A 6,980-nucleotide genomic window follows, 5' to 3' on the forward strand; every position below is an offset into this window, starting at 1 on the left:
AGAAACCATTTAAGAATTACTTTCTGCGGTCAAAAACTCTAAGAGATCCCCCTCAATCCCCCTTAAAAAGGGGGAAGAATTTAATTCTCCCCCCTTTTTAAGGGGGGCTGGGGGGATCTATCCAATTCTTAAATGGTTTCTTAATTCAAAGTTATAAAGCTTGCTTTTGTAAAATCAAAGCATAGGGAAGAACCTTATCCAAACTGGCGGATTTTAGTAAAGCAGTCAATTCTTCTAAGGCTTCAGGGTCACTCGGTACGGTTAGCTGGGTTTCGGCTAAGGTCTGCAACGTTTCAAACCAAATCCCCTGATTAGCTAATAACTCGGCTCGCTCTATTGGTTGCGATATTTTTTGAAGCTTTGTCGCTAACTGTTGATCTGGTAAAACCCGTCGGATCTTACCTTGCACCGTCTTATTTTCCGCTAGATATGGCATCAGAGGATTTTTCTTGGCGGGGATGGTAAATTTCCAAGTGTAGATTTTGCCAATTTCTAGGACAGGTGCATCATTGGGGATTTTTAGCGCAATGATGCCCGCATCATTGTTGAGGGTAAATGTTTTGGTGTAAATTTGTTTTTTCTGAGCTTCTGGAAGAAGCCCATCGGCATCAGGTTGGGTTGGAGGGATATCTTCAAACAGAGTAAACTTGACAGAACCATTAATATCGTCAATTTTGGGAGTGAGGAAATAAAGGGTGGGACGTTCCGAGATTGTCCTAGGTATCGGTTTGTTTTCGGTAAATAAGTCGGGTACTAGGGCAATTAAGCAAGCATCTGTACAGCCGCTACTGCGAGTGATACCTGATGCAGAAGTTTTAGGGGCATCAAGATCGCTAGGTGGTACGTAACGTACTCGTCGTGATTGCGCCTGTACCGAGGGGGAGAGGGCTAGGGCTAGGGCAATGGCGGCATTTATCGCCAAGCAAGAGCAGAAGGATGCTAAAAAGAATTTTTTTAAGAATTTTTTTAAGAATTTTTTTGGTAAAAACATAATGCGATCGCCTCTAAAAAAGTTCGCTTTAAGAATCGTAAATGAGCAGTCAGGAATGGGGCTGTGATTTTGCAGGGATTTGTTAGTGATTTCGCAGGGATTGGGCTGTGATTGGTAAGCGTAAGTAGCTAGGCATAAGTCTTAAAACCTAAAAAGAGCGTACCGCCTGCATAGCGGGCGGTACGATCGCTGGTTTTGCCTTTTAATTATGCTTAACTACTTCATGGCGCGTTAATGGCGCGATATTAAGACGCGATCGCGATCAACGCGATCGATAGGATGTCGATCTAGGATATTTAATTTAATTACTTAATTAAGAATGCAACTTCTCTCAAAAAGTTGCTACGGACATTCGATGGAATATTTCCATCCCGTTTGGCACGGCAAAGCGTATTATATTATCTAGAAAAACTTATTTAAATTGTTGTAAAAATATGGATATCTTGTCATTAGGATGGTTTAGCGTCCTCGGTATGTTCACACTTTCGATCGCTTTTGTTGTCTGGGGACGTAACGGACTATAGAGCTATAAGCCTTTATTGGTAAAGCAAAAGTGTAGCCACACTTTTGGAAATTGGTATAAGGGTTCTCAAAGCTCAAGGTTTGCTTATAGCGCATTGCGCTCAAACCCAAACCAAGGAAATTTTTGAAAGCGTTGCTTTGCAACGCTTTCAAAAATTTCCTTGTTGTTCGTTCGATCGATAATTGCTGTAAAAAATTGTTTAGTTAGCCTCACCAATTAGGGTAAAGGCTGCCCAAGCGATCGGATCTGGGTATTTCGCTTTAGTTGCCAGCATTGCTTGACGCAGCGCTTGAGCCTTGTTTGGGTTTGCGAGAAATTTTTGATAAAAAGTGGTCATTAACAAAGTCGTCGGCTCGTCGGGAACTGCCCATAGCGACACCACTACACTCGGAACGCCTGCGGTAATTAGCGATCGCGATAAACCGATCACCCCATCTCCTGTTAATAATCCCTGACCAGTTTTACAGGCACTGAGTACCACCAATTCCGCATTTAATCGCATCTGAATAATTTCGCTAGCTGTCAGAAATCCATTATCTTGAGCGCTAGGGGCAAGGGCGATCGCTCCAGGAATATCCCCTTTGCGATATTCATCTAATAGTCCGTGGGTAGCTAGATGGATAAACCGCGCCGTTTTCATTTTGGCAACCACTTCAACCTTGGTGGCTTCGTTACCCTTTAAAAATTTAGTATGGAGTAAAGCGGCGATCGCCTCGGCTTCTTTTTCGGCTCCTAACAAAGTAGGTAATGGGATCGGTGGATTGCCCAGACTTGGCATAGTGGGGTTGCCCACGATCAGGATTTCTTGAAAGTTAATCCTTTGAGCCATTTGGCGGATCTGATGGGTGAGGTCGAGAACTTGAATGGCGGGGGCAATTTGGACGGTATAACGCTCTAATAAAAACTGATTTTGGGGATTAATCAAGGCTGCAAAGGGAACTAGAAATAGCAACGCTTGGGGTAAAAAAATTACTCGCGTATCGCTATCTGACGGTAGCAAGCCTTGGATCGGCTGAATTAGAATATTGTGGAGCTGCTTTAGTTGGCGATATTTCTCGAAGACATCCTTGGGGTTTTGGGCGATTTCGCTCGGATCGTTGAGTATGCTGCGAATATCGACAATAAGTTCGACAAAGTTGCTATCTAGCTCGATTTGCCGAAAAGCGATTTCGCCAGAGGGTTGTATGACCCAAATATACAGCTTGGTATATTCTCCTTTAAGCTTGCCCTGACCGATGAAACTAGGATCGGTAATTAATGAATATTCCACCAGAACGGCGTTCTGCTGTTGGGCAATGCGACGAATATCGTTAATACTGACCGAAGGTAGAGAGAGAATGGGCGAATTAAAGCGTTCTTTTTCTTGATCAGATTTCGGAGCGGAGTCAGAGTTCAGCCGATGGGAGAGAAGCTCGGCAAAAGCACGGGCGCGTCCACGTTCGGCAATTACTAGGGCGGATTCAGGTTTACCCTGTGCGATCATAATCTGTTGGAGTAGATTGAAGGCATGTAGTTGGGTGTCAAAAATGGAAACCTTATCGCTATCGCTCAAATCGGATCGCAAAGATTCGAGTAAGCTGAGAGCCGTGAGAAACTTCTGTTCAGCTTCGGGGTATTTTTGCGATCGCCAAAGTGTATAACCCCAATTGCTTAAAGTAAGCGCCTCAAGGCGGCGATCGCCGATCTGCTTGGCGAGCTGCCAGCTTTGTTCCTGCAGGGCTAGGGCGCGATTGTAGTTCTTTAAAAAAACATAGGCTAATCCCAAACCACCTACAGCGGTTCCTTCCATACGGGGATTTTTAATTTCTTTGGCAATGGTTAACGCTTGCTCGTAATAGGCGATCGCTTCTTTATATTGGTGCTGAATGTGATAGATTGAGCCAATATTATTAAGGGCATTTCCCGCTACTTCCCCAAAATCTTTTTGCTTGGCTAATTCTTGCTTGGCTAATTCTTGCTTGGCTATATCAAGGCTTTGCTGATAATAGGCGATCGCTTGTTTATAATCTTCATTAATGCCAGCTAATAATCCTAATTTATTTAGTAGGAAAACTACGCCATAGTTATCCCCCTCCGTCTTTGCAATCGTAAGGCTTTGACGATATAGAGCCTCTGCTTTGTCATAATTCCCAAGATCGTAATAGATACTTCCTAGACTTTCGAGAACCTGTTCTTCGCCTTGCCGATCGTTGAGTTCTTTTCTAATTATCAGTCCTTGCGTTTGTACATCCAGAGCTTTAGCATAGTCCCCCACAAGGCGATAGTTATTGCCCAGATTACCTAAAGCATCCGCTTCCGTCTGACGATCGCCGATTTTTCTGGCGAAAGCGAGCCATTGCTGAGAGTAATCGATCGCCTGTTGGTATTGACCGAGCATTTTTGATGCTTTGGCGAAGGCTTCTAAAACCTTTTTTTCGCCTTGACGATTGCTTTGCTGTCGATAAATATCAAGGGCTTTGTGCCAGCTAGCGAAGGCGCTTTCAAACTGCTTAGCTCGAAAATATTGGATTCCTGCCTGTAGGAGTCGATCGGCTTCAGATGCTTCTTCTGCGCTTGGAATGGGAATCGAAGGATTGCTGATTCCCGAAGCTTCAGATAGGCTTGGCATTAAGATTAACGCACTAGCGATCGTCATTAGAATGGCTTTACATTTCGCTTTACATTTCATCGATCGACCTACTCTTGGCAAGGCGGCAAGTTATTAGGATTGGGATTCTGTGCGGAACGAGTTGCGTCGTTAGAGGGTAAGGATGCCGTGAGCGTTAAAATCGGTTTCTTGTTCTTGACGGGTTCGCATTTTTTTACATCGCCAGTATTTGCCTGTAGCTCAGCCGTGCGAGCTGCCGCGATCGTATTACTATTCAAAGTAGAAGCTAAAGTAGAAGTTGTGGCATTATCGCCAATTAAATTAACATTAGAGCCAAAGTCTCGATCTGATAACAGGGTTAGTACTTGAGGAGGGATGCTGCTAATGCCGATTCCAATTTGTCCATCGACACCACTGGTTGTAGGTGTTTTTCCGACCACAAAACTCGTATCTGAGAGCAGGTGAATATTGATTAAATTATTACCACCATTGCCAGAGATAACGGGAGCTTGACTGCCAAATTGCAATGAAACATTACCCTGAGAAGCCGAGCCAGCATTGGCCGCAAAGGTGTAGATGCTGTACTTGGCATCCTGAATATTGAATCCTGCTGAACCATTAATCGGCGTGCCAGTGACGCGAAATCTTCCTGCGGTAATATTCACAATGCTATCGGTGATCCCATTTACCTGTCCCACGCGCAGAAATCCATTATCCACTAGCACCGAACCATTGGGAGCATTCAAATTGAGAGTTATTCCTCCACCGCCAGGATTATTGCGGATCAGGAAATTACCCGAAATATTGATGCTACCATTCTGGGCGGTTAAGGAAAGCGTCGGACTCGCATTGACTCCAAATAGAAACGAAGAACTGAATGCGTTGGTATCGATCGCACTAGTATCAACATTAATATTATTACCAGCGATAAAACTGAGCGCAGTGAGCGGACTACCTAAGCTAAATCCCCCTACGGGAACGTTAATAAATATATTATTGTTTGCCTGAAAGGTAATCGAATTTTCGGCGGCATTGAAAAGGGAAGCGGTACTATCGAGGGTAATGTTGTTGGCTGCTTGCAAGATCACATCGCCAGAAATTCCCCTTAAGTCGGCATCGTTGATATTAATGTCCGTGCCAGCAAAATCGGCAAAGGCAATTATGTGACTATTGAGTTGCGATGCCACGAGAGGACTACTGGGATTACTACTAATCGTAATATTATTCGGGTCTAGCAGCAGTTTTCCTACGGTTCCATGGAAAGCCGTCGTATCAACTTTCCCTTGGAAAATCAGATTCTCTTTGCCCGAAACTTCTACAAATCCTCCATTACCAATCGTTTTACCCCCTCTAGCCCAAATGCTGCCTAAATAGGCTGTAGTGCGATCGCTCCATAGGATGACCTTGCCGCCATTCCCTTGATTGGTTGCGTCGGCGTGAATAGTGGAATCCTTGGTCACAAATGTATATTGAGAATTGGGAACGATGCCTTTTCCATGTAAATCGCCACCAACAAGGACATTACCACCACCGAGCGCCCCCGAAGCGTCGATCTTTGCGCTTACCAAGCCGACGCGATCGCCTAAAACGTTAATCTCGCCACCCTTAGCTGTGCTAGATACATCTAGCTTTCCTGAGGCGATCGCCATGCCCGCCCGATTAGGAATTGCGCTTCCTGCGACGAGCAAATTTCCCGACGCATCAGTATCTAATTTTGTAATCTGGCGGAGGTACGCCGAACCCGTAAGTAAATTGGGCAGATCCTTAGCAAGCAGCGGCGTTGTCGATAATTCTGTTTGCGTTGCGATGGGTAATTCTAAACTGAGCAAACTCCCTTCTGGGGTGATTTTGACATATTTGCCATCGGGAACGGCGGCGATCGTAATTTTGCCCGATGGGGAAGCGATCGTCCCTGTATTAATTACGAAACCACCAACGAGGGTAATGCTTTGACCTTCCTTAACGGAGAGATTTCCTGCATTGACAATTGCCGCTGGCGGATTGGTCTGAGGAAGTCCCGTCACTGAATTCGCTAACCCAAAGGCTTGAGGATTGCCAGTAAGTTGTTTGATCGCATCAATTCCCGTATTCATGCCGAACCAGCCATTGCTCAACTGAATTCCATTGGCAGTGGTCGCCGTAAAAGATGCGGGGACATTTAAACTTGCCCCAGAGCCAAAAATAATTCCCGCAGGATTTAGCAGATAGAGGTTGGCATTACTGCCTGTTACCTGAATTAACCCGTTAATTACGGAAGGATTCCCTCCCCCAACCCGCGCCAAAATATTCTGGATATTGGGATTGGCAATGAAGTTGGCGATCTGTCCTTGGCTTAAGCCAAATTGCTGGAAACTGTGATAGAGATTTGCGGCTGCTTGCGTGCCACCAGTAATATTCAATTGCTGGGAATTTTTGATGTCAGGGGTGACAATCGTACCTAAATTGCCATTACCCTGAGTGGGGGCGATCGATTGGGCGAATGCCCCCCCACCCATCACCAGAGGTTGAGCGAAGAAAAGAGCGATCGCTATCTGTTTAACTTGCATGAAATTACTCTTGACAATAAACATTAGCTTTCTCCTCGATTATGAAAAAAGTTTTGAAGTACTTAAACTAACTAAATTAAAGGCTAAAATCGCTTGCTTTTACAAACCTACTTTGACTATCTTAGCGACATCGTGACATACCCGACACTCATTTTTTTCTGTAAACAAAAAAATAGAGTATGGGCTTCCTCTTTCACTGGGAGAGCCTTGTTAGAGCCATCTCTAATCTGGACTTATCCTCCCTCCGCAGGTTTTACTCACTCCGTAGTGGTACTAACTGGCAAGATAGTTTCCTATCTTCGAGGCAGACTCCCTGTGTCCCAAGGAGTAGAG

Annotated in this window: 4 protein-coding genes; 1 reads left to right on the top strand and 3 read right to left on the bottom strand. The window is 44.8% G+C overall.

Annotated features, from left to right (window positions below; all coding sequences use genetic code 11):
• Window positions 1-151 precede the first annotated feature (151 nt).
• Window positions 152-922: a DUF928 domain-containing protein gene (locus AC805_RS01195; RefSeq protein ID WP_197278596.1), complete on the bottom strand. Its 771-nt coding sequence runs from the start codon at window positions 920-922 to the stop codon at window positions 152-154.
• 503 nt (window positions 923-1,425) lie between these two features.
• Here AC805_RS01195 and petN point away from each other — a divergent pair.
• Window positions 1,426-1,515, top strand: coding sequence for a cytochrome b6-f complex subunit PetN (gene petN / locus AC805_RS24420; RefSeq protein ID WP_071590200.1), 90 nt, complete (start codon window positions 1,426-1,428; stop codon window positions 1,513-1,515).
• 198 nt (window positions 1,516-1,713) lie between these two features.
• On the opposite strand, the gene AC805_RS01200 is transcribed toward petN, so the two are convergent.
• Entirely contained in the window at window positions 1,714-4,182 is a 2,469-nt protein-coding gene (locus AC805_RS01200; protein ID WP_082429370.1) for a CHAT domain-containing tetratricopeptide repeat protein, read from the bottom strand.
• An 8-nt stretch (window positions 4,183-4,190) separates the two neighbouring features.
• On the bottom strand, window positions 4,191-6,647 hold the full coding sequence (locus AC805_RS01205; protein WP_055073719.1) for a filamentous hemagglutinin N-terminal domain-containing protein: 2,457 nt from the start codon (window positions 6,645-6,647) through the stop codon (window positions 4,191-4,193).
• Between the last annotated feature and the right edge of the window lie 333 nt (window positions 6,648-6,980).

The sequence above is a fragment of the Pseudanabaena sp. 'Roaring Creek' genome, assembly GCF_001402795.1.
In the GTDB taxonomy this organism is placed as follows: domain Bacteria; phylum Cyanobacteriota; class Cyanobacteriia; order Pseudanabaenales; family Pseudanabaenaceae; genus Pseudanabaena.